The organism is Shewanella seohaensis (genome assembly GCF_023283775.1).
GTDB lineage: Bacteria > Pseudomonadota > Gammaproteobacteria > Enterobacterales > Shewanellaceae > Shewanella > Shewanella seohaensis.
This window is the reverse complement of the sequence record NZ_JAKILE010000007.1, coordinates 36,853-62,509: the sequence shown is the minus strand read 5'-3', so window position 1 is coordinate 62,509 and position 25,657 is coordinate 36,853. Positions and strand designations below refer to the sequence as shown.

20 protein-coding genes are annotated in these 25,657 nt (G+C 48.7%); 12 read left to right on the top strand and 8 right to left on the bottom strand.

Annotation, left to right across the window (positions count from 1 at the left end):
* The first annotated feature begins 43 nt into the window (after nucleotides 1-43).
* A complete protein-coding gene (locus L2713_RS09810; protein ID WP_011624479.1) occupies nucleotides 44-868 on the top strand; it encodes an HDOD domain-containing protein in 825 nt (274 codons plus the stop codon).
* An 89-nt stretch (nucleotides 869-957) separates the two neighbouring features.
* Here L2713_RS09810 and L2713_RS09805 read toward each other — a convergent pair whose 3' ends face one another.
* Together L2713_RS09805 and L2713_RS09800 are read right to left on the bottom strand one after the other, a co-directional pair.
* Nucleotides 958-1,419 (bottom strand): tellurite resistance TerB family protein, encoded by a 462-nt coding sequence (locus L2713_RS09805; protein WP_248967749.1) that lies wholly within the window; start codon nucleotides 1,417-1,419, stop codon nucleotides 958-960.
* A gap of 96 nt (nucleotides 1,420-1,515) precedes the next feature.
* Nucleotides 1,516-2,043: a DUF2780 domain-containing protein gene (locus L2713_RS09800; RefSeq protein ID WP_011624477.1), complete on the bottom strand. Its 528-nt coding sequence runs from the start codon at nucleotides 2,041-2,043 to the stop codon at nucleotides 1,516-1,518.
* 190 nt (nucleotides 2,044-2,233) lie between these two features.
* Between L2713_RS09800 and L2713_RS09795 the strand changes: the two genes are divergently transcribed.
* Together L2713_RS09795 and L2713_RS09790 are read left to right on the top strand one after the other, a co-directional pair.
* Nucleotides 2,234-2,947 (top strand): hypothetical protein, encoded by a 714-nt coding sequence (locus L2713_RS09795; RefSeq protein WP_248967748.1) that lies wholly within the window; start codon nucleotides 2,234-2,236, stop codon nucleotides 2,945-2,947.
* A gap of 36 nt (nucleotides 2,948-2,983) precedes the next feature.
* Nucleotides 2,984-4,441 carry a DUF4145 domain-containing protein gene (locus tag L2713_RS09790; protein ID WP_248967747.1) on the top strand — a complete coding sequence of 486 codons (1,458 nt, stop codon included), beginning with the start codon at nucleotides 2,984-2,986 and terminating at the stop codon, nucleotides 4,439-4,441.
* Between the two features lie 282 nt (nucleotides 4,442-4,723).
* Here L2713_RS09790 and L2713_RS09785 read toward each other — a convergent pair whose 3' ends face one another.
* On the bottom strand, nucleotides 4,724-5,059 hold the full coding sequence (locus tag L2713_RS09785; protein ID WP_086903543.1) for a hypothetical protein: 336 nt from the start codon (nucleotides 5,057-5,059) through the stop codon (nucleotides 4,724-4,726).
* 444 nt (nucleotides 5,060-5,503) lie between these two features.
* Between L2713_RS09785 and L2713_RS09780 the strand changes: the two genes are divergently transcribed.
* Both L2713_RS09780 and L2713_RS09775 read left to right on the top strand, forming a co-directional pair.
* Nucleotides 5,504-7,375, top strand: coding sequence for a methyl-accepting chemotaxis protein (locus L2713_RS09780; protein ID WP_248967746.1), 1,872 nt, complete (start codon nucleotides 5,504-5,506; stop codon nucleotides 7,373-7,375).
* A 389-nt stretch (nucleotides 7,376-7,764) separates the two neighbouring features.
* Complete coding sequence (locus tag L2713_RS09775; protein WP_248967745.1) at nucleotides 7,765-9,636, top strand: methyl-accepting chemotaxis protein; 1,872 nt, start codon at nucleotides 7,765-7,767, stop codon at nucleotides 9,634-9,636.
* 62 nt (nucleotides 9,637-9,698) lie between these two features.
* Here L2713_RS09775 and L2713_RS09770 read toward each other — a convergent pair whose 3' ends face one another.
* On the bottom strand, nucleotides 9,699-10,658 hold the full coding sequence (locus L2713_RS09770; protein WP_248967744.1) for a LysR family transcriptional regulator: 960 nt from the start codon (nucleotides 10,656-10,658) through the stop codon (nucleotides 9,699-9,701).
* Between the two features lie 115 nt (nucleotides 10,659-10,773).
* Here L2713_RS09770 and L2713_RS09765 point away from each other — a divergent pair, with 115 nt between their 5' ends.
* Together L2713_RS09765 and L2713_RS09760 are read left to right on the top strand one after the other, a co-directional pair.
* Nucleotides 10,774-11,982 (top strand): multidrug effflux MFS transporter, encoded by a 1,209-nt coding sequence (locus tag L2713_RS09765; RefSeq protein WP_086903546.1) that lies wholly within the window; start codon nucleotides 10,774-10,776, stop codon nucleotides 11,980-11,982.
* A gap of 125 nt (nucleotides 11,983-12,107) precedes the next feature.
* Nucleotides 12,108-12,710, top strand: coding sequence for a tRNA-uridine aminocarboxypropyltransferase (locus tag L2713_RS09760; RefSeq protein WP_248967743.1), 603 nt, complete (start codon nucleotides 12,108-12,110; stop codon nucleotides 12,708-12,710).
* Between the two features lie 267 nt (nucleotides 12,711-12,977).
* On the opposite strand, the gene L2713_RS09755 is transcribed toward L2713_RS09760, so the two are convergent.
* Nucleotides 12,978-15,098, bottom strand: a complete 2,121-nt coding sequence (locus tag L2713_RS09755) for a putative bifunctional diguanylate cyclase/phosphodiesterase (RefSeq protein WP_248967742.1) — start codon at nucleotides 15,096-15,098, stop codon at nucleotides 12,978-12,980.
* Between the two features lie 291 nt (nucleotides 15,099-15,389).
* Here L2713_RS09755 and L2713_RS09750 point away from each other — a divergent pair, with 291 nt between their 5' ends.
* Nucleotides 15,390-15,743, top strand: a complete 354-nt coding sequence (locus L2713_RS09750; RefSeq protein ID WP_248967741.1) for a hypothetical protein — start codon at nucleotides 15,390-15,392, stop codon at nucleotides 15,741-15,743.
* A gap of 60 nt (nucleotides 15,744-15,803) precedes the next feature.
* Nucleotides 15,804-16,442: a class I SAM-dependent methyltransferase gene (locus L2713_RS09745; protein ID WP_248967740.1), complete on the top strand. Its 639-nt coding sequence runs from the start codon at nucleotides 15,804-15,806 to the stop codon at nucleotides 16,440-16,442.
* 16 nt (nucleotides 16,443-16,458) lie between these two features.
* On the opposite strand, the gene ftsZ is transcribed toward L2713_RS09745, so the two are convergent.
* Both ftsZ and L2713_RS09735 read right to left on the bottom strand, forming a co-directional pair.
* Entirely contained in the window at nucleotides 16,459-17,595 is a 1,137-nt protein-coding gene (gene ftsZ / locus L2713_RS09740) for a cell division protein FtsZ (RefSeq protein WP_248967739.1), read from the bottom strand.
* An 82-nt stretch (nucleotides 17,596-17,677) separates the two neighbouring features.
* The gene (locus tag L2713_RS09735; protein ID WP_248967738.1) at nucleotides 17,678-18,673 is read right to left on the bottom strand and encodes a helix-turn-helix transcriptional regulator; all 996 of its coding nucleotides are present in this window, start codon (nucleotides 18,671-18,673) and stop codon (nucleotides 17,678-17,680) included.
* A gap of 308 nt (nucleotides 18,674-18,981) precedes the next feature.
* On the opposite strand from L2713_RS09735, the gene L2713_RS09730 reads away from it, so the two are divergent.
* From L2713_RS09730 to L2713_RS09720, 3 genes are all read left to right on the top strand, one after another.
* Complete coding sequence (locus tag L2713_RS09730; RefSeq protein ID WP_248967737.1) at nucleotides 18,982-20,394, top strand: amidohydrolase; 1,413 nt, start codon at nucleotides 18,982-18,984, stop codon at nucleotides 20,392-20,394.
* A 137-nt stretch (nucleotides 20,395-20,531) separates the two neighbouring features.
* Entirely contained in the window at nucleotides 20,532-21,863 is a 1,332-nt protein-coding gene (locus L2713_RS09725) for a M16 family metallopeptidase (RefSeq protein WP_248967736.1), read from the top strand.
* Nucleotides 21,860-23,323, top strand: coding sequence for a M16 family metallopeptidase (locus tag L2713_RS09720; protein WP_248967735.1), 1,464 nt, complete (start codon nucleotides 21,860-21,862; stop codon nucleotides 23,321-23,323). The genes L2713_RS09725 and L2713_RS09720 overlap by 4 nt, the downstream gene beginning before the upstream one ends.
* Before the next feature lie 74 nt (nucleotides 23,324-23,397).
* Here L2713_RS09720 and L2713_RS09715 read toward each other — a convergent pair whose 3' ends face one another.
* Nucleotides 23,398-25,425 carry a S9 family peptidase gene (locus L2713_RS09715; protein WP_248967734.1) on the bottom strand — a complete coding sequence of 676 codons (2,028 nt, stop codon included), beginning with the start codon at nucleotides 25,423-25,425 and terminating at the stop codon, nucleotides 23,398-23,400.
* Nucleotides 25,426-25,657: the final 232 nt, after the last annotated feature.

The following is a 25,657-nucleotide window of genomic DNA, read 5'->3' as shown; positions in this document are numbered from 1 at the left end:
CTGTGTTCTATATTTTGATCATTCATGTCGAAGGAGAATAAATATGGATTCTGCTGCGCTACTGAGTCGAGTCGATGACTTACCCCGTTTACCTAAAGCCATTAGTGAGCTGCTTGAAGTAGTTAACGATGATAATGCCACGGTCAAAAATATTGCGACTAAGGTGTCCCACGATCCCTTGATCAGCGCTAAGGTGCTGAGGCTGGCCAATTGCGCCCACTATGGTCACAGCCGCGAGGTGGGCAGTATTGACGAAGCCGTTGTGCGCCTTGGCATGCAGACGCTGCGGACGTTAGTCCTAGCGTCGGCGGTGATGGGATCAGTGCCTAAATGCCAAGGGGTCGATCTCGCGCAGTTTTGGGGGCAGACCTTTGAAATTGCACTCTATTGCCAAGAGATGGCTAAACGTTGTGGGGTGCAGCCCGATGAGGCCTTTACCTGTGGGATCCTCCACCGGATTGGTGACTTACTGATTGCGGCGATTTCCCCCGAAGATGCCGAGAAGATTACCGAAGCCGTCGCTCAGGGCAAAGATAAGCATACGTTTGAGCGCGAGCTGCTCGGCTATGATTCGCCCGATATAGGCGCCTTGTTGGCCCAAAACTGGAAATTTACCCCCGCGCTGGTGCAGGGGATTCTGTATCAGGATCACCCCAAGGATTCGAATCCGTTTTCTAAATTGGCCGCCTTGTTGTGCCTCGCCTATAAAGTGCTGGAGGAGTGGGACAGCATAGATGATGACGATAAAACCAGTTGGTTATCGCAATTAGCGACCAAGAAGGGCTTAAAGATGGAAATGGGGGGATTGCGAGTCAAGTTAACAGAACTGAGAGGCGCTGGATTTGAAATAGGTAAGGCCCTTGCTTAAGACTGTTTGACCCGCAAACGGCAATTTAAAACGTTAAACTCAAAGCATGAATGGCAGCACTGCGATTCATGCTTTTTTATTGGGCGCTTTTAGTGTGCCGCTTGGGTCGCTTCGATAGCCTGATTACGCATCTGGATCAGTTCACTGTGTTTGAGGTACAGCAAATCGGCGGTGCGGCGAATGATTTGATCTTCGTATTGGGAGAGTTGTCCATCGGCATAGGCTAATTGCCACATAGCTAACAGCAATTGTTGTTTTTGCTCCAAGCTAAATTCGGCATTGATGGTATTGGTAAACTCAAACAGCGAGGTAGCATTACCTTGGGCTTTCTTCGCTTCTTCAATCAGTTCATAGGCTTCCTGCGCTGGCATCGACAATGTTTCCGTCAGCAAGGTCGGCAGTAATGCCATTTCTTCTGCCGCGAGGGTTTCATCGGCAAATACCACTTCGAGCAACATGCTCGCGGCCGCCAACTTGAGCTGGTGGGCTTTCTCCTCGGGGGAGATGGCCTGGGTGTGGGATTGAAGGAATCGTTTCAGCTTAGCAATCATAAAAGGGCACTGCTCTGGCAAGAAGGGATAACTAAATAGAGTGATTTACGGCGCTAAAGTTCACCCTAAGCCGTGTGCTTAGGGTGAAAGCGAAGATTACAGCAGAGAGTTTAGGCCCTTCATCAGAAGATCTGAGCTGCCTTCGGCGCCATTTGTTTCAAGGTAAGACTTAGCGATATTGATCATCGGCATAGCGAGATCTTTAGAAATACCTAATTTTTCAAAAGCATCTAACACCATTGCGCTACCTTGGAGGGAAGATCCAATATTACCCGCCTTAGACAAAAGGCCTGAAACGCCAGAGTTAGCGTCAAGCTTTGGCGCTGCGGCTAATAGGCTGTCGGCATTAGGAATGCTGGCGGCTAATTTGGTGTAATCATTCGAACCTAGGCTAGACTGGGCTAGGCCTAACAGGCTGCCTAAACCGCCTTCTGCTTGGTTTTGGCTTAAACCGAGTTGCGACATCACACTACCGACTAACTCGTTGGATTGAGTCGCGGTACCTGTGGCTACTTTTTCTGTTTTTGCTTGTGTTCCTGCGAGGTTATCTAACCAGCCTGCACTGGCGGGAGCCGCTAAAAGCGTGGCGCTGATCAGGATTGAGAGAGTGAGAGTGTGTTTCATGAGTGGCATCCTTTGAGGGTTTGCGCGCAATAAAGGCCCACAGTGTAACGGCTTTGCGACTTTTGTTGCAGTCCTTTTCTGTGATTTACGGTTCACTCAAGTGATTTGTGTTGTGCATTGGCGTGGGATTTTGGGTATCCTTAGCGGCAATTCACGGTGTTAATTTACTTCAATTATTTTGGAAAGGCGCATGTCACTATCCGCAATTTTGACCGAAGCTTATAACTTTTTCCGTAATCATCTCACTCAGCTTGCCATGCTGACGGTACCATTGCTGTTAATTCAGTTTGGCCTTCAGTTATGGTTCGGAGCCGAGATTGGTAAGATTGATCTGGAGAATCCACAGTTTGATATGCAGCATATGATCGTTGTTATGCTGATGTTATTGAATGTTTCGGTATTAATCGCTGCTTTAACGCTATACCTCGAACTGCGCTCTCAAGGCCACACCCCTTCAGTTGGTTTAGTGTTGAAGGCGAGCCTAGCTTTCGTGCCACCGTTATTGCTGGCAGGGGTATTTTCGGGACTCGCGATTTTTGCTCCATTTATGATTTTATTCGCTATCTTAGGCCCTTTGGGGGTTGTAGTTGGTTTTGTGATCAGTTTTTACCTGTTTGCCCGCCTAGCCTATGTGAACTTTATGGTGGTGGTTGAGCGTCTCACACCGCTGGAAGCTATTAAGGCAAGCTTTAGCTTTAGCGGTCCAATCGTACTGAAAACCATCGCCTTATTGATGCTTTATTTGCCGCTTTCTGTCGTGGGGGCTCAGCTCTCTGGTGCGGCTTCTCTTGGCGGCCTGCCAGTGCAAATGTTGGCGGATACCTTGATGGCATTTATTGGTCTATTCGTGAACTTAGCGCTGTTCCGCCTGTATATGGTGACGAAAAAGCCTACCGCGGAATAATATCAACTGAGTACATTTGAACTGAGGTAAGGATTTATGGGGACAGGGGCTGAGTTACTGGATAGCGAATTTATCCAAGGGTTTTCGGCCTCTCTCCTCGATGATTACCTCAACGCCAAAAACTATGTGCAGGATGTGCCCACTCAGTCACTGCTGCATATCCGCAGTTTTACCCACAGGCTGACCGAACTACTCGGTCAGGATAAAGCCGTCTCCTTCACCAGTCCCAACCTCTATGATCGTATCGAGCTGTTAAACCAAAAGCGGCTGATCGATGTGAAGACGACCAGAGCCTTGCATCGCCTGCGTGGCTATGGCAACCGTGGCGCCCACCCTGAAAAATACCATTTAACCCAAGAACAATTGCTCGCCTTGGCTCAAAAGGCCATCAAGGATGTGTTGGCCTTAATTGAGCACTTGTATCCTAAGGTGACTGGGCGTGCTGCTCCCGCGTACCATTACCAAGCAAGCGATACAGTTACCATCAAAGATCTTTGTTACCGCGCGGTGATGGAAGACGACCCTAAGGCCCAATATCTAGTAGGGATTTCTTTTAAAACCAAAGCATTAATGCTGAAAGAGCAAGAGCTTGCCTTGGCTGACCAATCCTATGGTAATGAAGATGAAAATGGTCCAGCGGTAAAGGAAGTGGCGCAAAAAGCCAGTGATACCTTTGCCAAAGCTGCCTATTGGTTTGCCCTTGCGGCGCCAAAACATTCCGATGCTCTCTATGAACATGGGGTTGGGCTTATCCATGGCTATCAAGGCCAGGCTGATGCCATTCAGGGCGAAGCGGCAATTGCCAAGGCCGCTCAGGCGGGTGTCGTCAATGCGATGGCGTTACTCGGGTATTTTTATCTGGTGGGCAGCGAGACATTTAAGCCGGATTTAGTGCAGGCGAAGCACTATTTACAATTGGCAGCCGAGGGCGAGCAGACCGAAGCCATGGCGAATTTAGGCGTGCTTTACTATCAGGCGAAAGATCTGACCCAAGCCTATCATTTTATTAATAAAGCGGCGCAAGCGGGTTATCCCCATGCCCAGTACCATTTAGCCTTAATGCTCGCTAATGGCGATGGTTGTCAGCGCGATCCTATTGTGAGTGAATATTGGATGGCCGAAGCGGCGGAACAGGGCCAACTCGATGCCATGCTTACCCGCGCACAACACATGCTAAACGATGAAAGTGGTTTGGGTGGCGATGTGAGTCAGGCGGAGCGTTACCTGCGTGAAGTGATTAAATACGGTCACAGCGTGCCAGCCATGATTGAGTTGAGCATGGCACTCGCAGACGGTATTTTAGGGCGCATCGATGTGGTGGGCTCTGCGGCGCTGCTCAACCTGGCGCGCCGTCATGCTAATGCCAAAGAGGCCGAAATCATCGAGCCTCTCTGGCAATCACTCGTGCTGCAAATTGATACTGTGCTGGAGATGACCCAAGATCCCGGCGAGATTCAAACCCTTAAGCGCGCAAAGACATTACTAAGCGCCTAGGGCGTGTTGACGTTTCGAAATTAGATTTTGTTCGTTCTGACAAGTATGTGCTCGCAAAACGAGGAATGATGTGTAGTTATTCTACTCAAATGACGAGCGGCTCTTATGGCAGAAAGTAAGAGCAAGGGCTTGCTAGACGAACCCTTCGGGCAGCATTTGGCTGGCATTTCTGCTGCGTTATCGTCCGTTTATGTAGAATGACTACACTGCACGGACTTTGCCTTGCATAAAAGCCAGCCAAATTGCTGCAAAATAACCCTGAAACGTCAACACGCCCTAGTATTATTTCTCATCCTGTTGATGCTCGAAGGTGCGGCCACGATAATGTTCTGCATGGGGTTCACGTACCACATTCGCCGAGCGATAAAAGTCCGATGCTTGGCTTGCCGCCTCCTGTGCTTGCGCTTGGGCGCGATTAAACTTACTCATTTGGCGTGCGACATAAAAACGGCTAAATAGCACGACACATCCGAGTGCAATCGCGCCGAATAAAAGCACAAAAGGTAATAAAAACAGAGATAAGCAGATTAGGCTGACGCTGATCGCCATGGCTAACCAAGCCCGAGCTCCTGAAATGCGTGGCTGAAATGGGCTCTGTTGAAATTGTTGATAGATCATAAGAACTCCTAATCAAAATGGGCGAGGCGGAAAACGAGTAAAGCCATATTGTAGAGTGGATGTCGCCAAGCTGGCGCCATCAATGGGCCTCTTTCCCAATGCTATGGAGGGTCAGTGTGCAATAAATAATCGGATTGGGTCACGTTAATTTGGGTTAATTTACGTTGTTTTACGTCTATGAAACCGAAATTGTTGTGCCTTTTGTTTGGCTGTGATCTTTGTGTTTACCTGAGGTTTGTTTTTGGCGTTTTTTGGTTATCTTAATGTTTTTGCTTAATTATTTGTTATTCTGACTGTAACGTATTCTTTGTTTGTTGTGCAATATGTGCGAAAATTTAGCCGATATTTTGATTGGTTTTGGCTAAAACTGTAAATTTACGACGTTAACTGCCTGCCTCTCATCATTACCTTCCTTCAGTGCTGTGTAAAACCGTAGATACCAAAATGAACTCATATTCGCTTAAACAAAAGATCCTGATTTCGGTCGTGATCGCGCTTTCCCTCGTCATCGGCTCACTGTCATGGCAAAGCTATTCCAGTCAAAAGTCATTGTTGCTGCAAAATAGCCTAGAGCAGGTGCAGCGCTTGGGTGAACAACAGGCCGAGCGCATTCAAGAGTGGCTCGCAGGACGCCAAGATATCGTAGGCGCATTAGTCTCTAAGGTGGAAGGTAACAGTTTAAGTGCATTGCAACAGGCGCAGGCCTCTGGGCGATTCCAGCTGACCTATTTTGGTACCGAGACCGGGCAGATGTTGGATTCAGATCCAAGTATCGACCGCACGGGTTACGATCCGAGAACGCGCCCTTGGTATAAACAGGCCATGAATGAGCGCAGTCTTATCCTGACAAAACCCTATGTTGACGTGGCGTATAACGTGTTAGTGGTCACTATGGCGCAGCCGACCTCGCAAGGTGTGGTGGGGGGCGATCTCTCAATTGCGAGCCTAGTCGAGAGCGTGAATCGCATGACACTCCCCGCCAATGGCTATGCGATCATGATGCACAAAGACGGCACTGTGATTGCTTACAAAGATGCTTCAAAGGCGATGAAGCCTGTCGGCCAAATCGACAACGATCTGAGTCATGATTTACCGCAGCAGAGCCGCCAAGCGGGAGCCTTGCTGCCTATGTATTTTGAGAATGAGGGCCGCGACAAGTTAGTCTGGGGCGTCGATATTCCCAATACCGATTGGGAATTGGTGATAGTGCTGGATAAGGAGACCTTAGAGGCGCCGTTAACCAATCTTTTGCTGACGCAATTTGGACTTTCCGCCGTGGTGTTACTCCTGAGCGTGTTGGCGATTTCCTGGTTGGTGAATCTATTGCTAGGTCCACTCGGACGCGTGTCTCAGGCGCTGGCACGCATTGCCGACGGCAATGGCGATTTAACTCAACGCATCGAGGTCGACACACAGGATGAAGTGGGCGTCTTGGCCGATAGCTTTAACCGTTTTGTCGGCAGCCAGCATCAATTGATCAGCCATATTCGTCAGTTAGCGAGCGAGCTGGATGCGGATGCCGAGCGCAGTCTTAAAACCAACCATATTGCCGTGGCAGAGTTGCAACGTCAGCAGCAGGAAGTGGCTATGGTGGCAACGGCGGTGACCGAAATGGCAAGCGCGACCAATGAAATTGCCGCTAATGCGGAAAACACTGCGACAGCGGCGCAGCAGTCGGCCGCGAGCAGTTTCCAAGGCAAAGAGCTGGTCAATAAAACCCGCAGTTCGATCAATTCCCTCGCCGATGAAGTCGCTCAGGCAACAGACGTGATTGAAGATTTAAGTCGCCATGCCCAGTCGATTTCTAGCATTTTAGCGACTATTCAAGGGATTGCGGAGCAGACTAACCTATTAGCGCTCAACGCGGCGATTGAAGCTGCCCGCGCGGGTGAGCAGGGCCGTGGTTTTGCTGTGGTCGCCGATGAGGTGCGGGTATTGTCGCGTCGGACTCAAGATTCGACCCAAGAAGTACATGCGACTATTGAAACCCTGCAACGCACCACAGCAAAAGCCGTGAGTTTGATGGAAAGCAGTCAAATGCTCGCAGGTAACAGCGTGGAAGATGCGAATGCAGCCGCGAAGGCATTGGAGGAGATCACCCAAGCCGTGCATATCATTTCAGATATGGCGGGCCAAATTGCCACTGCCGCCGAAGAGCAAACCCAAGTTACGGGGGAAATCACCCAAAATACCGTAGCGATCAAGGACGTGACCGACGAAATCACCGAGGCCGCGAAATCAGATCTGACTCAAGCTCAAGGATTAAAGGCGCGTGCGAACGATCTTAATGCTCAGGTAGCGACTTTTATTCTCTAATCCAATCTTAAAACTATTCCGACAGATAGTCATTTCTCTTCAATATAAGTGTCAGTTAATAAAATTGGCACTTATATTTACATTAAATTGATAATCTATTATTTGAATTTATCTCTAATCCGTTAGCATTAATATGCGATATTTTATGATTCATACTAGTCATATTGCATATTTAACTTTAAATAAGCTAAGCGTTCTGTTAAGTAGGACTTAAACATTAATATCTAGATGTTTAATTATCTTGGCTTTTATTGTGAATTTGTTTATTTTTGCGATCAAGAGTAAATACGTAAGTTGTTAATTCACGTATTTTGGTAAGCTAAATGCTGCTTTGAATAATTTTTATTCGAAGTAGGGCGGTTATCCTGTGTTTATTTGCGAAATATCCTATGAAATCATATTCATTAAAGCAGAAAATTCTTTCGTCCGTTATTCTTGCTCTTTCAGCAGTGATTTTACTACTGTCGTGGCAAAGTTATACCAGTCAGAAAAAAGTGCTGTTAGATGTTAATTTAGAGCAAGCTCAGCGTCTTGGAGAGCAGCAAGCGTTAATCATAAGTGAGTGGCTTTCAAGTCGTCAGCAAATTGTGAAAGCGATGGAAACTCAGCTAAACCATGACATTGTGCAAGCAATGAAGCAGGCGAAACAATCGGGAGGTTTTGAATCAACATTCTTTGGGGAGTCTGACGGTAACATGCGGGACTCTGAGCCTGCGACCGATTATACCAATTTCGATCCTCGTACTCGCCCTTGGTACCAAGAAGCTATGCGAACTGGCGGAAGTGTTTTAACTAAGCCTTATCTTGATACTGCATTTAATATTCTGGTGGTGACTTTGGCTGAGCCTGTTGCAGGTGGTGTTATTGCTGGAGATTTGTCGATTAATAATCTTACTGAAGAAGTTAATCGAATGGAGTTACCTGCAGACGGTTATGCCATCATGATGCATAAAGACGGCACCATTATCGCTTATAAAGATCAAACTAAAACACTAAAGCCTATTAGTGATATAGACAATGAGCTAAATAGTAATTTGTCAGAATTAAGCCGAAAAATTGGCACTTTGCTTCCTATGTACTTTGAAAGTGAAGATCGCGATAAGTTAGTTTGGGGTGTTGATATTCCAAATACAGATTGGAAATTAGTCCTTGTACTGGATAGAGAAACACTCGAGGCACCACTCTCTAGTTTGCTACTCACTCAGTTTGGATTATCGACACTAGTATTAATTTTAAGCGTATTAGCAATTTCTTGGTTAATAAGCGTTCTACTCGGTTCATTGAGCCGAGTATCTCAGGCGCTCGCACGTATTGCCGATGGAAATGGGGATTTGACTCAACGTATTTCCGTCGACACTCAGGATGAGGTGGGCGTGCTGGCTGATAGCTTTAACCGTTTTGTCGGCAGTCAGCATCAACTGATCAGCCATATTCGTCAATTGGCAAATCAATTAGATCAAGATGCTGAACGTAGCCTCGTGACGACACAATCTTCGGTTGCGGAGTTACTGCGTCAGCAGCAGGAAGTCGCTATGGTGGCAACGGCGGTGACTGAAATGGCGAGTGCAACCAATGAAATTGCCGCCAATGCGGAAAATACCGCGACAGCGGCGCAGCAATCAGCTGAAAGTAGTTTCCAAGGGAAAGAGTTAGTTAATAAAACCCGCAGTTCGATCAATTCCTTAGCCGATGAAGTTACTCAGGCAACTGAGGTCATTGAAGATTTAAGTCATCACGCTCAGTCTATCTCCAGTATTCTGGGCACAATTCAAGGGATTGCGGAGCAGACCAACCTATTAGCGCTCAATGCGGCGATTGAAGCTGCCCGCGCGGGTGAGCAGGGCCGTGGTTTTGCCGTGGTCGCCGATGAGGTGCGGGTATTGTCGCGCCGGACTCAAGATTCGACCCAAGAAGTACATGCGACCATTGAAACCCTGCAACGCACCACAGCAAAAGCCGTGAGTTTGATGGAAAGCAGTCAAATGCTCGCAGGCAACAGCGTGGAAGATGCGAATGCCGCTGCGAAGGCATTGGAGGAGATCACCCAAGCCGTGCATATCATTTCAGATATGGCAGGCCAAATTGCCACTGCCGCCGAAGAGCAAACACAGGTCACGGGAGAAATCACCCAAAATACCGTAGCGATTAAAGATATTACCGACGAAATCACCGAGGCCGCGAAATCGGATCTGACTCAAGCCCAAGGATTAAAGGCGCGTGCGAATGATCTCAACGCCCAAGTAGCAACTTTTATTCTCTAAGTGTGTAGAGTTGAATCAGCCCAGGATACGCTTGTATCCTGGGCTTTTTTATGGCTTTAATCCTAAGGTTGCATAAGCTTTTCAACACTTTGGCAGATGGTATCACGCATCCATTTATGGCCTTGGTCTTCATCGTTGCGCTGATGCCAGAGCAGCACATAGGCCATAGGGATAAATTCAAAGGGCAGAGGCAATAGCCTCAGTGGATACAGCTTGCATGCGTGCAGTGCAAAGCTTGAAGGCAAAGTGAAAATTAAATCACTGTGGGCACAGATGCTGGCCGCGCCATAAAAATCTGGCACAGTCGTGCTGATTTTGCGCCTGTGGCCAAGGTCGGCCAGAAAGTAATCCAGCGCCCACCAATCACTCCCTTCACAACGAACCTGCACATGTGCCATATCCAAGTACAGGGATAAATCCCACTGGAGCGAGGTGAGTGCGGTCATCAAGGGATGATCTTGGCGCACCAAACACACTTGCCTGTCGGTAAACAGGGTTTGGCAGCTAATGCCATCTGGGAGTCTGTCCGTTTGCGAGTCCGACAGTGGGTGTAGATCCCGCCCCGAGATCCCAAAGTCAATTTGCCCCTGCTGCAAATCGTGCATCGATTTCTCGGTCCACACATAGGAGTCGAGCTTCAGATTCGGTGCAGTGCTTAATAATGGGCCGATAAAATAGGGAATTAAGGTTTCGTAGGCGCTTTCAACCATGGCGAAGGAAAACTGCCTGTTACTGCTGGCCGGCGTAAACGTCGGTGGCTGAGTGAGTTGATATAAGTCCTGCAAAATATTCGGCAATTTAAGCCCAATATTGAGCGCATGTGCCGTGGGTTTTAGGCCGTGGGCAGTGCGCTGGAACAGGGGATCATCTAGAGTTTCTCGCAGGCGATTCAAGCTCTTGCTCAATGCTGACTGGCTAATATGTAATCGACTCGCTGCGCGGGTGACGCTCTGCTCTTCGAGCAAAACCTTCAATATCACCAGTAGGTTGAGATCGATTCTGGCTAAGTTGTCGAGATTCATAGATATTCCTTAGAGGAAATTCACTTTGGAAATTATACCATTTCTGTTCATACCTTGAGTTATTTAAAATAGCGCCCACTGAAATACTTTTTACTGTTTAACCGAGATAAGTTTTATGCGGCGCAATCTGTTACCTATTTTGATGTCTTTGGTGCTACTTAGCCCTCTGGCAATTGATATTTACCTCCCTTCTATGCCCACTATGGCGGCAGAGTTCGCCGTGTCTGCCAGCGAAGTACAGTCCACCTTAGTACTGTTTTTATTTGCTATGGGTGTGGGACAGGTATTGATTGGCCCCTTGGCCGACCGTTATGGACGTCGCCCCGTGGCACTCTTTGGTGTATTGCTCTATGGCGCGAGCAGTTTGCTCGCCGCTGCTGCGATTGAATTTCACTGGTTGCAACTTGCTCGCGTGCTGCAAGGTTTAGCGGCGTGTTCAACCTCGATTGTGGTCTTTAGTGCTGTGCGTGACTGTTATTCGCCGAAGGAAGGCGCCCGTATTTACAGTTACTTAAATGGTGCTATTTGCGTTATTCCCGCCTTGGCACCTACCCTTGGCGGACTATTAGCCATGCAATTTGGCTGGCGCTCGACCTTTGTGTTTATGACCCTATACGCGATTTTGATGATGTTATTGGTGGGCTATCGTTTACCCGAAACCCGTCCTGCCAATACCGTTAGCACAGGCCCATTGTACCGTTGGAGTCGTTATAAACCTGTGCTGAGCAATACCCATTTCTTGTTCTATGCCTTTGCCTGTATGTCGGCGATGGCGGCAATTTTAAGTTATGTGTCTTACTCTCCCGTGTGGCTTATCGGCCATTTAGGGGTGTCTGAGTTAGCTTTTAGTGGTTTGTTCGGTTTGAACGCTGTAGTCAATATTGTGGCCTGTTTTGCCGCGCCAGTGGTGATCCGCAAGTTAGGCAACCGTCCAACCGCCATCCTTGCCTTAGTGCTACTGGTGCTTTCGGCGGTATTGATTATCGCAACGCAAGCCTTCGGCCCGAGTGTCGGCATGGCCGCCGCCTTTGCCTTTATGCTGCCTATGATGCTGTTGTGTATTGGTTTTGCGCTGTTATTAGGCCCAGCGACCAGTATGGCACTGTCTGCCTTTGGCGAGCGGGCGGGTACCGCTACGGCGATGTTAGGTTTTATTCAGATGAGTGGTGCGTCTGTGGTGGCTGGCCTTGTGCAGCAAACAAACCTGACCGCACCCTATGCTGTGGCCTTAGTGATGGGAGTATTTTCTGTCGGATTACTTTCAATGATGGCGCTCAGCCGCTTCGACCACTGGCACCAAGAGCAATTAGCCGCAGAGCATTAATTCGCCCTAAGCGGCTAACCAAAAACACCCTTTGCCCGTAGCTTATTTGACCATAACTACGGGCATTTTTTATCGGTAATTTAAGCTGTTATACTGCTGGATAAACGTTTTATAGAGAGTTTGCTTTGAGCCGCCACTATTGTCCTATTTGCTGTTATCCGATGAATGCATGCCTCTGCGCCCATGTGCAGCTAATACAACCGCAAACGCAGTTAGTGATATTGCAGCATCCCTCGGAAGTCGAGCATAAAAAGAATAGCGTCAAGGTGTTAAGTCTAGTGATCCCCAATACCCAAGTGTATGTGGGGGAGACTGAAGCGGATTTTGCCTTATTGCGCGAACAATTGATGAATGGCGAACGCCCTGTCTATCTTGTGTATCCCTCTGAGCAGAGTGTGAGTGTCGAACAACAGAAGCTTTGCGCCGATTGTGTGCTGTTGTTGATCGATGGCACTTGGCGCAAAGCCTTTAAAATCTTGCAGCTCAATCCTTGGTTAGCTCAATTGCCGGCTGTGCACTTGGCCGAAGGTTATGCATCAAGATATAAGATCCGTAAATCGAGTCGCAGTGACAGTTTATCAACCTTAGAAGCGAGTGCTTATATGCTAAAAGCACTCGAGCCGGATTTAGATCTGTCGCCTTTATTGAATGCCTTCGATGCTATGGTGGAGATGCGCATTCGGGCGATGCCAGCTCAAGTAAGGCTGCGTTATCAGGGCGGAGAATAAGTGTTTTTAAATTCTTACGTTTTTGAGACCCCGTACGAATTAAAATAGTTAAAATCTTATTCAGATCACGCTAACGTAACGTAAAACAAGGTTTAATAGCGGTGATTCATTTGCAGCGCAAATGATGAGATAGCTTTGCCAGCCAATTGCTTTGCAGGGGAGTGATTCCATTCTTAATGGTGTGCTGGCAGGGCTATCGAGCCAATGAGTCTATTCGTAAAAATCCACCCATAAACCAGTCAATTATCACCGCGTTGCAGCTCAACCTTAAGCGATACACCTTTCGGCTAAAAAGGCTTGAGTAAACTGTTCAACCGAGCTGGGATAACCAAACAAGAAGCCTTGCGCAAAACCTTGTCCCATATGGGTAATGATGTCTTTTTGCTGCTGCGTTTCAATGCCTTCTGCCACAAAGTGAATGTCGAGAGCCTGTGCTAATTGCACTATGGCGTGGCAAAGTTTTTGTCCCGAGACATCATTAAGGCGCATAGCAAATTCAGCATCAATTTTGACACTGTCTATCGGTAAGGTTCCTAAACGACTGAGTGATGAGAGACCCGTACCAAAGTCGTCAATGGCGATGCCGACACCTAAGGCTTTGATGCGCTCAAGGGTTTGGCGCGCTAACTCGGGTTGACGTAACAGCGCTGACTCGGTGATTTCTAAAATCAGCGCTTCGGCGGGCAGAGCGACCATTTCTAGGGCGCTAATCACTTGGCCGACAAAATCCACATGCTCCAACTGTAAGGGCGATACGTTAACCGACACTTTAAAATCAGGCTGATAACTCGCGCGCCATATGGCGGCCTGCTTACAGGCTTGCTCCAGTGCCCATTGCCCAATGGTAATAATCAGCCCTGTTTCCTCGAGTAAAGGGACGAATTCGGCCGCTTCATAATGCTCGTTAGGGGATTTTTGCCAACGCAACAGCGCCTCGGCACCAATGGGCTTATTGGTGTGTAAATCCACAATTGCCTGATAGGCAAGATTGAACTGCTTGAGGCTATGTGCATGCCTTAGATTGTTGATAAGCTTTAATTTAAGCTCAGCTGCTTGGCTCATCGCCTTGTCATAAAAGACTAAGTGCGGCTGATTTTTCTTCGCGCTATACATGGCGGTATCGGCCAAGCTAATCAGCTGTCCCGCTTGATCGCTGTGGGTTGGGAACAGTGCGATACCAATACTGGTACCGAGGAAGAACTTTTGCCCTTCGATTTCAAATGGACTGTCGAACAGGCTCAGTATTTGCTCGGCAAATAATTGAATTTCTTCCTTACAGCTGCATTCCTGCAGCACTAAGGTAAATTCATCGCCCCCCATACGGGCGATATCGGCCTTCTCAATGCAGCCTGCTTCTAAACGCGCGGCCACCAGTTGTAACACCCTGTCCCCCATGGAATGACCAAAGCTGTCATTGATGTTCTTAAAACCATTGAGGTCTAAAAACATCAGTGCGCCGAGGGTGGAAGGATCATCCTTCAGTTTATCGAGGGCACTATTGAGTATTTGCTTGAGATGATAACGGTTCGGCAACCCCGTTAATGTGTCGTACATAGCGCGGGTGGTGAGCTGTGTTTCGAGCAGTTTTTTGGTGCTGATATCGCTGAAAATATTCACATGATACAGGGCATTATCATCGGTCTCGATTCGGCGACTGCTCTGCCATGCGGGAAAGTGACTCCCGTCAGAACGCTGTTTAAGTGTCTCGCCATGCCAAAATCCCCGAAGTTTCATGGCGGCTTGGCAATCGGTTTCTTGCCCTGGTGGCAGGAGTTTGGCCTCTAAAAACTCAGGAGTTTTACCGATCAATTGCTCCGCACTGTAACCGCAGATACGGCACATAGCCTTGTTCACGGCCAATATGCGATTATCAGCATCGGTGATATAAACGGCCTCGGCACTCTCTTCAAGTGTGGTCGCCATAATTTCCCGTGGGATATGGGCAAAGCCATCGGAGATCGACGGCCGAACTTGAGTTCGACGGTTGAGGGCTTGTAGCTCAACGAGCACTACGGCTTGTTGCTGTAAATAACAAGGGTAGAGTCTTACCTTGGTGGGGAGTTCTTTACCCTGTTGGCTCAGGTGGAGCCAACTAAATTCGACATGGTTCCCCGATGCCGCCTCAATAATCATTTCCCGTGCAAATTCAACGCTATTGCGTCCAGAGGATTGGATCCTAGGTGAAAAGTCATAGGGCGTGGTATTCACTAAGGCATCGTATTCGGTGCCAAAGTAATCGAGGGTGGCGCTATTTGCGCTAATAAAACTAAAGCCTTGGATCAGGGCGAGGGGAGTCTGGTGCGGATCGGCTTGCCAGCATGACAGCTTATCTTGCAATACAGGGTCATCTGTACTGAGTTTATTGAGCAAGTGTTGCCATCTGATCATTTAGGATACTCCCTTGTGACGCAAATTAAGGTCACATCCTATAGCTAGGTACTTCGTTTATAACGAAATTAATTCAAATAGTACATCATTCCAGCGAGGTTAAAATAAACATAATCGAGGTTTTGCTCAAATAACAACTAAAAACTGACAGTCTAAGATAGCTGATTTTCAGCGTCTTACACGAAAATCATTCTAACTCATCACTGTAAAATACGGTTTTATGCTATGTTTTGCCCTGAATACCCAGTTTGCCGTGTCAATCAGCCGAGGAAGGACTCTAAGGAATATAGGATGCAAAAACTTATCCCCACCATCGCGTTAAGTGTCGTTGTCGGCCTAGTATTGTCTACCGCGCATGCGGCTGAACAGCCGAAACCACGGCTGACCTTAGAGCAAAGGGCCGATAAGGCGCGCATCGACTCGCAGCGTATTGAGCAGGCGCAGCTTGAAAAGGCCCGCCGAGCCGCCCAAGAAACCTCGGCACGGGAAGAAAAAATCCGCCAACAGTCCAATCCGCAGGATTGGGAAGCCCAACAAAAGCTTAAGGCTCAAAAGCAGTTCGATGAAAGGGAAAGCCGCGAGCAAAAATATCTGCAAGAAGCCAAGGAAGCGGCCGCCAAAGAGCGTAAAATCCCCAAACCTTAGTTATTTTTACATTAAGGGCAATATTCACCGTTTGCCCTTTGATTCTGCTAGGAATTGCTGTTGAACACCTGTCCCCTTTGCCACAGTGCCGATTTAGTGGCTTACCACCAAGATAAACGCCGTCGTTACCAACAGTGCCAGCAGTGTGCCTTGGTGAGCGTGCCTGCCGAATTTTATCTGAGTCCTGAAGCCGAAAAGGCTGAATACGATAAGCACGAGAATCACCCGCAGGATCTCGGTTATCAGCAGTTTCTAGACCGAACCCTCGCCCCCTTGTTGAGCCGCTTTGCGCCAACGGCATTGGGGCTCGATTTTGGTTGTGGTGAGGGCAAGGCGTTGAGTCTGCTGGCGCAAACGCGGGGTTATCGGGTCGAAAACTACGATCTCTATTACGCTAACCACCCCGAGTTACTCACGCGGCAATACGATTTTGTTACCCTAACAGAGGTCATTGAGCATGTGAGTGATGCCGATGCGTTACTGACCTTATTAAACACCTTGCTCAAGCCCAAGGGCATTTTGGCCGTAATGACGAAGCGAGTGCTCAATCCCACGGCCTTTAGCACTTGGCATTATAAAAATGATCCCACCCATATTAACTTTTACTCCGAAGCCACCTTTCAATGGCTCGCCGAGCATTACGGCTGGCAACTGGAAATCATCGACAAAGACGTCGTGTTTTTGCATCAAGCTAATTAACCTGAACTCAGGTTAATTAATGCGCTTGAGGCTTTTGCTGCCGCAGATAAGTTGGGATCTGTAAGTTTTCTAAATCGAACTTGGATGGTGCAGGATCGGCGATGGATATCGCCTGACGCTTAATAAAATCATGCACATTGATATAGTTGTCATTGACTGCCTGGATAGGATCTTGAATTTCCGGCGGCGTGAATCCAATCCCTGTTGCTATCACCATGATTTCGAGCTCCGATTCGAGGTTAGGGTCGATAGTTAGCCCAATAATCACAAGGGCATCCCGCGGTAATTGCTCATGTACAGTTGCGCCGATTTGGTTGTATTGACTGAGCTCTATCGTGTCTTTTGCGACAACACTGACAATTGCCGCTTGTGCTTGATTGAGTTCAATATTATCGAGCAAAGGATGTTGCATGGCGCGTTTCACCGCCGAGATAAGCTCCTCGTCGCCCTGAAGGCAGCTCACGCCCATTGCGGCGCGACCTTGGCGGCTGATGACGGAAATAAAGTCATTTAAATCAATATTGATAAGCCCAGCTTGGCTGATGGTATTGGCAAGCCCCAGTAACACATCCTGTAAAATTTTATTGCTCTCTTTGAATGCATTAAGCAGGGTCACTTTGGCGCCAAGCACCTCGGCAAGCTTATCGTTGGGGAGAACGATAACGGCATTGGCGCTCTCCAATAATTCCTGCAGTCCGGCTTCGGCATTGGCCTTTCTGTGCTGGCCCTCAAAGCTAAAAGGCATGGTCACAACGGCGATAACAGGTTTGGTTAACTCTCGAGCGAGCTTTGCCACCTGCGGTAGCGCGCCCGTACCTGTGCCGCCGCCTAATCCCGCGGTGAGAAACACGATATCGCTATGCTGCATTTGTTCAGTTAATGCCTGCGCCGACTCAATCGCTGCTGCGCAGCCGACATCGGGCTTGGCGCCTGCGCCTAAGCCTTTCGTCGTTTGTGGACCAATTTGAATACGGTAATGGCTGCTGGTGGCTGCCATGGCTTGGGCATCGGTATTGACGGAAATTAATTCTACGCTGGATGGCAGATTGACTTGGCTGAGTTGATTAATGGTATTACAACCACAACCTCCGACGCCGAATACCGTTAATTTGGGCATGGCGCCAGTGGCAGTTTCATGAATTAGTTCAAACATAGCGACTCTCACGGTTAGCAATGGTAAAGCAAGACTAACCTTGAGTTGCGACTCAGCTTGTCGCATCAATGCGATAAACGGTTTAACGGTATTTCGCCGCCATTTTTTGGCTGAGGGCGGCAAAGTGCTCCCCCAGTTTTATCGGTGCCAGCACCTCCACGGTATCGGCCATTTCCCACAATGCTGCGCGCAGTTTTGGGGTGTCAGTGACTTCTGCTACCACATAAAAGCGGCCATCCTCGCGTAATTGCATGGTCTGGTTATCGCTAAACTTGGCTTCGCGCATGATAAAACTCGCCTTATCGGAGAGCAGCAGTTCGAGACATATCTTCTCGCCACGCGAGCCCTGTGCGGTTTTATTGATATCAAAATCGGCACTCTTAACCGCCGCGCTGGGCAATAGCTGCGCGTTAAGCAGTAAGCCTATCGGTTTATGGTGGCGGCGCTTATCAAAGCTGCCAATGGTAAAAGCGAGTAGCGCCACCCCATCGCGAATTAAAATTCCTTGTGGATTGATAGGGTTGTAATGCAGCCAATGCATTTTACCATTGATCCATTTTTTGATATCGCAGCGAATTTGTTTCTTATCCAAAATCGCTTGCTGTATGACCTCTAAGGACTGAGGTTGGTGCTGCGGCAGGATAAAGGGGTAAGGCTCGGGAAGCTGTGCGACTCGGCACGCCCAATAGAGCCAAGGGTTTTCGGGATCGCTAGCCAGCACCTGATCGGCCCTGTCGAAGTAGGGCTGTAGTTGTTGCAAGCTTTGTGGTGGCATCAACTGACTCGCACTGCGCTTTAAGGTGGTTAAAGCCAGCGCCATATGTTGGTCCATTAGCTCTAGGTTCAACCCGCGCCAGCAGGACTCAATCGACCAACCATAGGGCTTGTTTCTATCATCGAGGCGTAAGCCAAAGGTGCCCATTTCATACATGGCCTTTAAATCCCTTTGCACCGAACGCTTGCTGATATCCTGCGTGCGGTTTGCCAGCCGCTCGACTAATTCATTCACCGAGATTTTACGTGGCGCCCGCGGGATTAAACTCAGTAGTGTCACTTGGCGTTGAAAGTTAGGTTGCATGGTGAATTTTTCGATGTTTAGCGGAATAACAGTATATTAATTAAAGGTTGCGACAAAAGCTGTCGCAGGTTTTGTATGGTGTGTGAAAATCTCTCAAAATCCTGACTGACTCACCTTATGTGAGTAATCGCTTTGCCTCGTCTTTTGATTTCGGGAGGCCATCAACAATAGGTTGTCGGCATATTTTGCAAGCCGCGTGATTTATACTGAGTGGACTGCGTAATGTCTCCTTACTATTAAATCTATTAACAATTTCTCTATGTCCGTGTAGTTTAGATAGCTTATAAAAACAACAATAGGTTATCGCTATGACTGTACCCTCGGTATTGCGCGCGTTATCAACATCCTCTGTAGCAACATCCTTTGCACCTTATTCCCGTTCACTCGGTGTGAGCAAATCAAGATTCACCAAAAGCTTACTCGCTTCCATCGTCACCTTGAGCTTAATGGGTGCTGGGCTAAGTTCTGCCTATGCGGCGCAGCCCGACGCGGCCAAGTTAGCGGCGGGTGTGGAGCAAAAGGTGATCGACTGGCGCCGTGACTTGCACCAGCATCCTGAGTTATCTAACCGCGAGTTTCGCACTAGCAAGATTATCGAAAAGCATCTGAAATCCCTCGGATTAGAAGTGCAGACGGGCATTGCCCATACTGGGGTTGTTGCTATCTTGAAAGGCGGAAAGTTAAAGGGCGGTAAACCCGGTCCTTTGATTGCTATTCGCGCGGATATGGATGCTTTGCCCGTGACCGAAGTGGTCGATGTGCCCTTTGCCTCCAAAGCGACGGATACCTATCGTGGTCAAACCGTTGGGGTGATGCATGCCTGCGGTCACGATACCCATGTGGCTATGTTAATGGGCGTGGCCGAGAATTTAGTGAAAGTGAAGGATAGCCTTGCTGGCGATGTGATGTTTATCTTTCAACCCGCCGAAGAAGGTGCGCCTGATGGTGAAGAGGGCGGCGCGGAATTAATGCTAAAACAAGGGCTGTTTGCCAAGCGCAAACCCGACCAAGTGTTTGGCATGCATGTGACCTCGAGTATGCCAAGCGGCATGATTGGTGTGCGTAGCGGCCCAGCCATGGCGAGTGAAGATTCCTTTACAATCAAAGTGAAAGGTCGTCAAACCCATGGTTCTCGCCCCTGGAATGGCGTCGACCCTATCGTCGCCGCGGCGCAAATTATTACCAATGTGCAAACCATTGTCAGTCGTCAGGTGGATATTACCAAAGCGCCCGCCGTGGTGAGTTTTGGCGCAGTCAATGGCGGTATTCGCTCGAATATTATTCCCGATGAAGTGGAACTGATTGGCACCATCCGCACATTCGATCAACCTATGCGCGCCGATATTAAGGTGCGTTTGGCCGAAATCGCCGAGTTATCGGCAAAAACTTTAGGTGCCACCGCGACAACTGAAATCCATCAAGGTTATCCCGTGGTGGTGAATAATCCTGAATTGGTCGCCAGTATGCGCCCAGTGCTTGCCAGTGTGGTTGGCGATAAGATGCTGATTGAGCCTGGATTAATCACAGGTGCCGAGGACTTTTCATTCTATGCCCTAGAGTCTCCTGGGATGTTTTTCTTCCTCGGGGTGACACCAAAAGGCACTGATCCTGAAACGGCTGCCAGTAACCATTCTCCCGCCTTCTATGTGGATGAAAGTGCACTCAAAGTCGGGGTAGAAGCCATGACCAAGGTTGCCCTTACGGCACTTAAGGCGCAATAAACCGCTTAAGCCTTATTCCGTCAGCTTTTCGGTATAACTTGAGCTTACAAAAAATCGGCGTGGGAAGGCCTTCCCACGCTTGATTTGCTAGGCAATTTGCCTTCATATGTGGATTTTTACAGCAAGGAGCGAACAAGATGAAGCGCACGCTATCGGCGCTGGTGTTGGCGATGGGACTCTTTAATCCCTTAAGCCAAGCACAGGCCACAACGGCAGAAGACATCAAGAGTTTTACGCTAGCCAACGGCATGAAAATCATGGTGCTAGAGGACTCTTCTATTCCCAATGCCAACATGTATCTGTTTTGGAAAGTCGGTTCCCGCAACGAAGTCCCGGGGATTACCGGTATCTCACACTTTTTCGAACACATGATGTTTAACGGCTCGAAAAAATACGGCCCTAAGATGTTCGACCGTACCATGGAAGCCGCGGGTGGGGCTAACAATGCCTACACCACAGAGGATATGACGGTCTACACCGACTGGTTCCCAGCTAATGCGCTAGAAACCATGTTCGACCTCGAGGCTGACCGTATCGCCAACTTAGATATCAATCCCGATATGGTGGAAAGCGAGCGTGGCGTAGTGCAGTCGGAGCGTTCGACTGGGCTTGAAAACTCCAACTGGAATACCCTCGAAGGCGAAGTTAAAGGCGTGGCCTTTTTAGCGCATCCCTATTCTTGGTCTGTCATTGGCCATGAGTCGGATATTGCCGCTTGGACCTTAGAAGATTTAGTGCAATACCATAAAACCTACTATGCGCCGAACAATGCGGTCGTAGTGATTGCCGGTGATGTAAAACTGGCTCAAGTTAAGGCATTGGCAGATAAGTATTTTGCGCCTATTCCTGCGCAAACACCGCCTAAGGCCGTGCGTACCGTCGAGCCTTTGCAAAAGGGCGAGCGCCGTACTTTCGTTCAAAAAGCCTCGGTCAGTACACCTAACGTGATGTTGGCGTACCATGTGCCAGCGGCGACCCATGCCGATTATTATGCCTTGGATCTGCTCAGCTCTATCCTAAGCCAAGGTAATAGCTCGCGTTTATATCAAGCGCTGGTGGATAAGCAAGTCGCGCTCGAAGCCGAGACTTATATGCCGATGTCGGTCGATCCTAACCTGTTCTACGTGATGGGCGTAGCCACGCCTGAAGTGAATGCTAACACCTTAGAGCGCGCGCTGATCGAACAAATCGATGCCATTGCGACCAATGGCGTGACCCAGCAAGAGCTAGATAAAGTCAAAAATATCAAGTTGATGGACTTTTATCGTGCGATGGAAACCATCAATGGCAAGGCCAACACCATAGGCACCTATGAAATGTATTTTGGTAGCTACGATAAATTATTTAATGCGCCAGAGGCCTATAACAAGGTAACGCCTGCGGATATCCAACGTGTTGCCCAAACCTATTTACGCAAATCGAATCGCACTGTTGCGGTATTGGCGGCAAACGAGGAGTCGGATCAATGAAATTCTCCTTTGTTAAATCATCCTTTATAAAATCATCTTTGCAGCCGACTAAGTTAATGGTCGCATTAGCCCTAGGCACTAGCTTAGCCTTATCCGGCTGCGCCTCCACCACGGCACCAAAACGCGTCGATACTGGCAGCTTTGCCATGCCAAGTTACGACAAGTTAGTGTTAGATAACGGCCTAACCGTGTATTTAATGCCACAGCGTGAAGTGCCGTTAATCACCCTAAACGCGGTCGTGCGTGCTGGGGCGGTAAACGACACCACAGCGGGTATCGCCCAAATGACCGCCGAAGGTTTACTCCTTGGTGCGGCGGGTAAATCCAAGGCCGAGATTGAGCAGCAAGTGGATTTTCTCGGCGCTAGCTTAGGGGCCGAAGCCGACAAAGAAGGTAGTTATCTGGCCGCCGATTTTATGGCGAAAGATACCGATGTGATGCTCGGCCTATTCAGCGCCGCGCTATTAAGCCCCGACTTTGATTCGGCCGAGTTCGACAAGCTTAAGCAGCGCGCCATTGCGGGTTTACAGCAGGATAAAGAAAGCCCGCGCGCCGTGATTGGTCGCTACTTCGATAAACTGGTGTTCGGTGCCCATCCTTACGGTAATGCGTCATCGGGTAATCGCGAGTCACTTGAGCAAGTCACAGTGTCGCAGCTGCGCGCCTTCCATAAAAGCTACTATCAACCCGCCAATACCGCATTAACAGTGGTGGGGGATTTTGATGTGGCGGCGATGAAGGCCAAGCTAACCCAGACTTTTGGCCAGTGGAAAGGCAGCGAAAAACTCGTTCAGCCCGACTTAAACCAAGGTTTACCAAAGTTAACTGAGGCCAAAGTGCTGCTGGTGGATAAGCCTGATGCGATGGAAACTACCTTTGTTATCGGTGGTTTAGGCATTAGCCGTGATAACCCCGACTATGTGGGGCTAACGGTAGTGAACACCATTTTAGGTGGCCGCTTTACCTCTTGGCTGAACGATGAGCTGCGGGTGAATGCGGGGCTAACCTATGGCGCGCGCTCCGGTTTTAGTCCTTATACCGACTCGGGCGTGTTTACCATTAGCACCTTCACTAAGACGGAAACCACTCAAGAAGCGATTGATTTAGCGCTGAAAACCTATGCTCGTTTATGGGAAAAAGGCGTTGACCAAGCGACTCTTGATTCGGCTAAGGCCTATGTTAAAGGTCAGTTCCCGCCTAAGTTTGAAACCTCGGGACAATTGGCTGGACTCTTATCTGGCATGTATCTCTACGGCTTCGATGATAAGTTTATCAACGAGTTCCAAGCTAAAGTGGACGGCTTAACCTTAGAAGAGACCCAAAGGTTAGTAAAAACTTACTTCCCACAAAAAGACCTGCAGTTTGTGCTGATTGGCAACGCTAGCAAGATAGCGCCTATCGCTGCCAAATATGGCCAAGTGCAAACCGTTGATATTAATGCGGTGGGTTTTGGTCAATAACCACTGGCGTTAGTCTATTTCGTCCAATAAAAAGGTCTGCATAGTGCAGACCTTTTGTTTTTCTGTTCTAGGTGTTATTGGGCACCAGGCTTAGCGTAATGGGTCATCCAATCTTTCACTTGGTTATACCAATAGATGGAGTTGTTGGGCTTCATAATCCAATGGTTTTCATCGGGGAAATAAATCATCCGCGATTCGACATTACGGGTTTGCAGGGTGCGGAACAGCTCAAAACCTTGGCCGACGGGCACGCGATAATCGAGTTGCCCATGGCTGACTAAGGTTGGAGTGTTAAAGTTGGCGGCAAAGTAATGGGGCGAAATCGCTTTATACAGCTCAGGATTATCCCAGTAGTTACCAAAGCGGGTGCTGTGGACGGCAAAGTCCGCCGACATTTGTGAGTACATGTCGTATACTGCAGCATGGATTAGCAGCGCCTTGAAGGGATGCGGCTGGCCTAAAATAATCGAGGTTAAGTAGCCGCCATAGCTGGCGCCGCCAGCGACCATACGATCGCTATCGATCCAACTTTGTTGCTTAAACCAGTCTGCGGCTTTGAGCACATCTTCGAGGGATTTGTTTTTCCAATCTGGATTAATGGCATCGGCAAACTCTTGTCCAAAGCCGCTAGAGCCGTGGAAGTTTGGCCAGGCGGTGACATAACCCCAAGAGGCGAAGGTTTGCGCGTTCCAGCGGAAGTGGAAACCATCACTAATGGCGTTGTGTGGGCCGCCGTGGATCAACATAAACAGCGGGTACTTCTTGCTGCGATCGAAGCCGGGTGGATAGTGCACCCACATTTGAATATCTTGGCCCTGATAACCCTTGTAGGTGACCGACTCATAGGTGCCTAAATCGACATCCTTTAAAATCTCGTCGTTAAACTGTTCTAAACGCTCGGTTTTACCATTGCGAGGGTTGATGCTGACTAAACGCGCGGGATACAAAAAGCTCTGATTGGTCGCAATCAACTGGCCATCTTTAGCGATAGCAGGTTGGCTAAAGTCGGTCGCTTGAGTGATGGCCTTGGCCTTACCGCTCTTGGCATCGATATGATAAATACGGTTTGTCGCCGCATCATCAATGCTGGCATAGAAGCCCTTGCTGTCGGGTGTCCATTCAAATTGAGACACTGAGCGATCCCAATCCGCGGTGAGCGTGGTGAGTTTGCGACTGCTCACATCCAGCAGCATCAACCTTGCGGTATCGGCATAAAATCCGGGGATTTTTTGTCGAGTAAAGGCGAGGGTTTTGCCGTTAGGGCTAAATGTTGGGTTTAGATCCGGCGCTGGGTTATCTGGAGTGATGTTTTCAGCCTTGCTGTCGCCAATGGTGGCGAGGAACAAGTCTAACTTAGGGTCGACGCGATTATCCGAACCATAGGCGCTGAAGGCGATTAAACGTTCATCGGGGGAAATATCATAGCTTGAACTGCTTTGGCTTGAGCGTGGCAGTTCATGGCCTAAAGGCTGAGTCACGGCTTCAACCGCGCCGCCTGTGGCTGGGATCCTAAATACATGGGCCTGACGGCGCTCGTCTAACCAATGATCGAACTGCGAATAGGGCAGCGCATTCCACTGGCGTGCGGAGACTTTATTATCTTTATCTGTCTTGAGCTGGGTCTTCATTTGCTCCCAGTTCTGCTCAGGGAAGATATTGCTGATAAAATACAAATGCTTGCCAACCCACTTGATTCCATTGACGCCAGTGGGGATGTCCGTGAGTTTGCTGGCTTCACCCGGGCCATCCATAGGTAACAGGTAAATTTGGCCCGCGTCGTCATCGTTACGTTCGCTGATAAAGGCTAAGGTTTTGCCGTCTGGCGAGAACACTGGCTCGCTGACTTTTAAGCCTTTGGCGGTAATCGCACGGTTATTTTTACCTTCACCGTCGAAGCGCCACAGTTGGGTTGAACCTTTGTCTTCCTTAAGGTCGTATTCAGTCACAGGCGCAATAATGTGCTCGCCCGTGGAGGACACCACAGGGCTACCTATGCGTTTGAGTTGCCAAAGTAATTCGACTGAGAGTGGTTTGCTGGCTTCTGCAAATGCCGTACTGAGGGGCATTAGCAGACTCAGCAGTATAATTCCTGCCTTCTTCACTAGATGTCTCCTTATCATTCAGAGTGTTATCGTTATTTTTCCCATTAAACCCCAAAGTATAAAAACCGAGCATGAAATCAAGCTGAGTCTGTGAAGGTTGAGGCGGACTTTTATGTAAGTAACTGTAACCACAGGCCGCATTTTGATGACGAGTTATGACAGGCATGGCGCAAACTGTCGTGACGTGTTTGTGGCTAAGGTGTTTTAACGCTAATGTATTGGAAGATTGAAA

Excerpts from the sequence above, each read along its gene's own strand:
- L2713_RS09735 (WP_248967738.1), bottom strand. The coding sequence starts at position 18,673 with ATGCAACCTAACTTTCAACGCCAAGTGACACTACTGAGTTTAATCCCG.
- L2713_RS09810 (WP_011624479.1), top strand. The coding sequence starts at position 44 with ATGGATTCTGCTGCGCTACTGAGTCGAGTCGATGACTTACCCCGTTTA.
- L2713_RS09795 (WP_248967748.1), top strand. The coding sequence starts at position 2,234 with ATGTCACTATCCGCAATTTTGACCGAAGCTTATAACTTTTTCCGTAAT.
- L2713_RS09775 (WP_248967745.1), top strand. The coding sequence starts at position 7,765 with ATGAAATCATATTCATTAAAGCAGAAAATTCTTTCGTCCGTTATTCTT.
- L2713_RS09730 (WP_248967737.1), top strand. The coding sequence starts at position 18,982 with ATGACTGTACCCTCGGTATTGCGCGCGTTATCAACATCCTCTGTAGCA.
- L2713_RS09790 (WP_248967747.1), top strand. The coding sequence starts at position 2,984 with ATGGGGACAGGGGCTGAGTTACTGGATAGCGAATTTATCCAAGGGTTT.
- L2713_RS09800 (WP_011624477.1), bottom strand. The coding sequence starts at position 2,043 with ATGAAACACACTCTCACTCTCTCAATCCTGATCAGCGCCACGCTTTTA.
- L2713_RS09725 (WP_248967736.1), top strand. The coding sequence starts at position 20,532 with ATGAAGCGCACGCTATCGGCGCTGGTGTTGGCGATGGGACTCTTTAAT.
- L2713_RS09755 (WP_248967742.1), bottom strand. The coding sequence starts at position 15,098 with ATGATCAGATGGCAACACTTGCTCAATAAACTCAGTACAGATGACCCT.
- L2713_RS09780 (WP_248967746.1), top strand. The coding sequence starts at position 5,504 with ATGAACTCATATTCGCTTAAACAAAAGATCCTGATTTCGGTCGTGATC.
- L2713_RS09770 (WP_248967744.1), bottom strand. The coding sequence starts at position 10,658 with ATGAATCTCGACAACTTAGCCAGAATCGATCTCAACCTACTGGTGATA.
- L2713_RS09805 (WP_248967749.1), bottom strand. The coding sequence starts at position 1,419 with ATGATTGCTAAGCTGAAACGATTCCTTCAATCCCACACCCAGGCCATC.
- L2713_RS09750 (WP_248967741.1), top strand. The coding sequence starts at position 15,390 with ATGCAAAAACTTATCCCCACCATCGCGTTAAGTGTCGTTGTCGGCCTA.
- L2713_RS09720 (WP_248967735.1), top strand. The coding sequence starts at position 21,860 with ATGAAATTCTCCTTTGTTAAATCATCCTTTATAAAATCATCTTTGCAG.
- L2713_RS09785 (WP_086903543.1), bottom strand. The coding sequence starts at position 5,059 with ATGATCTATCAACAATTTCAACAGAGCCCATTTCAGCCACGCATTTCA.
- ftsZ (WP_248967739.1), bottom strand. The coding sequence starts at position 17,595 with ATGTTTGAACTAATTCATGAAACTGCCACTGGCGCCATGCCCAAATTA.
- L2713_RS09765 (WP_086903546.1), top strand. The coding sequence starts at position 10,774 with ATGCGGCGCAATCTGTTACCTATTTTGATGTCTTTGGTGCTACTTAGC.